The following is a 2,654-nucleotide window of genomic DNA, read 5'->3' as shown; positions in this document are numbered from 1 at the left end:
GAATATGCCGAGTCGTACCCAGATCACGCGCCACGATTGCGTCGAAGGTTGGAGCTGCATCGCCAAATGGACCGGCACGCCGCTGTCGCTGGTGCTCGACCAGGCTGTGGTGAAACCCCAGGCCCGGTATGTGATGTTCCACTGCCTCGACACGATCGACCGCAGCCTCTCGGGCGACATCAAATACTACGGCACCATCGACCTGATCGACGCCCGCCATCCGCAGACGATCCTGGCCTACGGCCTCAACGGCAAGCCGCTTCCGGTCGAGAACGGCGCGCCGCTGCGCGTGCGCGTCGAGCGCCAGCTCGGCTACAAGATGCCGAAATATCTCTACAAGATCGAGGTGGTCGACAGCTTCGCCAATATCGGCGGCGGCCGCGGCGGCTATTGGGAGGACAATGGCTACGACTGGTATGGCGGCATTTGATGGCCCACCGCCTGCAGGCCGAGCACGATCTTCCGTCAGCCGAGATCAACGCGATCGAGCAGCGTCTCAACAGCGACAACCGGCTTCTGACAGGCCGCGATGACCGTGGTCTCGTCTTTACGCTGCGGGACAAAACCGGACACGCTGTCGGCGTCGCCGCCGGCTATTCCTAGGCGGGGATCGCCGAACTCAAACTGATGTGGGTCGAGGAAACCTGCCGAGGTGTCGGCCATGGCAGGAAGCTGCTCGATGCTTTTGTCTCCGAGGCGGCCGCCCGAGGCGCGCGGCGCGTGTGGGTCTCGACACACGACTTCCAGGCGCCGGGCCTTTACGAAAAGGCCGGCTTCGAGCGCATGGCCGAATCCGCCGGATGGCCCGAAGGCCTTTCCAACATCATCCTTTGCAAGACGATGGTCCCCCGATAGGCAGCAACCGGGCGCGTCTGGCATTCAGTTATGCAGATCTTGGCGACACGATCATTCGTCCTGTGTGTCGTCCGGATTATCCACCATACAGCCGACTCCGTGGCATCCCTGATAGTTGCCGTGGGTATCGAAATTGGGATTGCCTTCCCTGTCGAATTGCGGCGTCGGGTCGATCCATCGGTCGTCGCGGCGCGGCTGCGGCCTCGGATAGTAATTGTCTGAATGGTGGCCGTGCTGGTTGTTGTTATCGAGGATCGCGCCGACGATGCCCCCGACAATGATGGCCGCCGCCGCATCGCCGGGAGACGGCCTGCGGCCGGAGCCGGCGACCAGGAATTCCGCCGAGCAGCCCTTGTCCACCCAGACGCCGCCGCCGTCATAGCCCCAGCTTGTGCCGTACTGGCAACGAGACTTCGACAGCCGGTTGGTCAGTTGAACGCCGCCGCGCGTGTCGACCCCGCAATAGGAATAGCGATAGTCCGCGCTGGAGCAGACCACGCGTCTGGGGCCTGCCGCCTGCGCTCCCTCGGGCAGAAGCGACAGCTTTGCCGGATTGCCCAGGAAGCAAGCCAGGAACATCATCGAGCCGGTAACTGCCATCCGCGCCGACATTGGCAAATCTCCATCAGGTTCCGCTATCGACAGAATGGCACCGCTGTGTAAATCTGACAACCGGAGGGGCCAGCAGCGAGGTTATATTCATGCGAGCTAAGATAGTCGCCGCGATTATACTTGCCTTTTCTGCCTGGTTTGCTCTTTTGCCGGCACGCGCCGATGACAGCCTCAAACATGTCATCGATCAGAAGACGCTGACGGTCGGGGTGGCAATCAATCCGCCCTGGATCCTCAAAAAGGCCGACGGGAAATTCGCGGGCTACGATGTCGATCTGACCAATGCGCTCGCCTCGGATCTCGGCGTTGAATTGAAGCTGGTCGAAGTACCCTGGAACGACCTGAAGACGCGGCTGCTCAAGGGCGACTTCGACCTGATCGCGGCCGGTTATGCCAACACGCCGGAGCGCGCCCGCGACGTCGTGTTCTCCAACCCCACGGGCACCGCCGACATTCGCATGGTTGCCTCAGTAGCCAGCGTCGGCAGGCGGCCAGGCAAGGCGCTGACGGCGCCCGGCTACAAGATCGCCGTGCTCTCCAATTCGACCGACGAGGCGGCGGCCAAGGAGGCTTTCCCGAAGGCGGAGATCTTATCCTTCGCCAACACCACCGACGTCTTTGCGGCTCTCATCGGCGGTGACGCGCAGGCCATGGTGGCCACGTCGCCGACGCCGCAGATGGCGGCCAGGCTCTATGACGCGAAATTCAAGCTGGTGGGTGGCCCGCTGCTGCGCACGCCGGAAGCCTTCGCCTTGCGCCCTGATGACATTCGCCTCGTCCAGTACGTCGACAACTGGATCGGCGCGCGCACCGCCGACGGCACCATCGCCGGCATCCGCCGCTACTGGTTCGGCGGCTTCAAATGGATGTCGCGCTTCGACACCAACGCCAAGCCGGACCAGGCCAAGCCGAAGCAGTAGCCTCAAGCCACCTTGTCGAGCAGCGGCTTCAGCGCCGGATGGATTTCCGGCGAGGCGTGCTTGATCAGCGTCAGCAGCGCGCGCTCATTGTCGCGCAGCGGACGCCGTCCATCGCCGACGCGCTCGGCAAGCCACCTGGCCTCGCCGGCGTCGATCGTCTCGGCGCGGCGGGCAAGCGCCTCGGCCGCCCTGTTCTTGGCTTCCCACTCGGCCTCGATGTCGCCGGGCGAATGGTAGGCTTCCATGATACCGGCGAGCCCGCCCGAC

General features: G+C 63.7%; 5 protein-coding genes and 1 pseudogene. 4 read left to right on the top strand and 2 right to left on the bottom strand.

All coding sequences use genetic code 11. The annotated features are described in order from the left end of the window. From EOA29_RS32295 to EOA29_RS43420, 3 genes are all read left to right on the top strand, one after another. On the top strand, positions 1-430 hold a 430-nt coding region (locus tag EOA29_RS32295), incomplete at its 5' end, for a molybdopterin-dependent oxidoreductase (protein ID WP_145969925.1). After that, positions 430-603, top strand: coding sequence for a hypothetical protein (locus EOA29_RS43425; RefSeq protein WP_245464653.1), 174 nt, complete (start codon positions 430-432; stop codon positions 601-603). The genes EOA29_RS32295 and EOA29_RS43425, both read left to right, overlap by 1 nt. 6 nt (positions 604-609) lie before the next feature. Next, on the top strand, positions 610-855 hold the full coding sequence (locus tag EOA29_RS43420) for a GNAT family N-acetyltransferase (protein ID WP_348628929.1): 246 nt from the start codon (positions 610-612) through the stop codon (positions 853-855). Between the two features lie 51 nt (positions 856-906). On the opposite strand, the gene EOA29_RS32285 is transcribed toward EOA29_RS43420, so the two are convergent. After that, a complete protein-coding gene (locus EOA29_RS32285; protein ID WP_126093476.1) occupies positions 907-1,467 on the bottom strand; it encodes a DUF3011 domain-containing protein in 561 nt (186 codons plus the stop codon). An 89-nt stretch (positions 1,468-1,556) separates the two neighbouring features. Between EOA29_RS32285 and EOA29_RS32280 the strand changes: the two genes are divergently transcribed. Continuing rightward, complete coding sequence (locus tag EOA29_RS32280; RefSeq protein WP_126093475.1) at positions 1,557-2,387, top strand: transporter substrate-binding domain-containing protein; 831 nt, start codon at positions 1,557-1,559, stop codon at positions 2,385-2,387. Positions 2,388-2,389: 2 nt separating this feature from the next. Here EOA29_RS32280 and EOA29_RS32275 read toward each other — a convergent pair. Then, positions 2,390-2,654: pseudogene (locus EOA29_RS32275) on the bottom strand (hypothetical protein); the annotation flags it as partial.

This window comes from Mesorhizobium sp. M1E.F.Ca.ET.063.01.1.1, assembly GCF_003998155.1.
In the GTDB taxonomy this organism is placed as follows: Bacteria; Pseudomonadota; Alphaproteobacteria; order Rhizobiales; family Rhizobiaceae; genus Mesorhizobium.
Note: the sequence above shows the minus strand (reverse complement) of the source record. Positions and strands in the feature narration are given on the sequence as shown.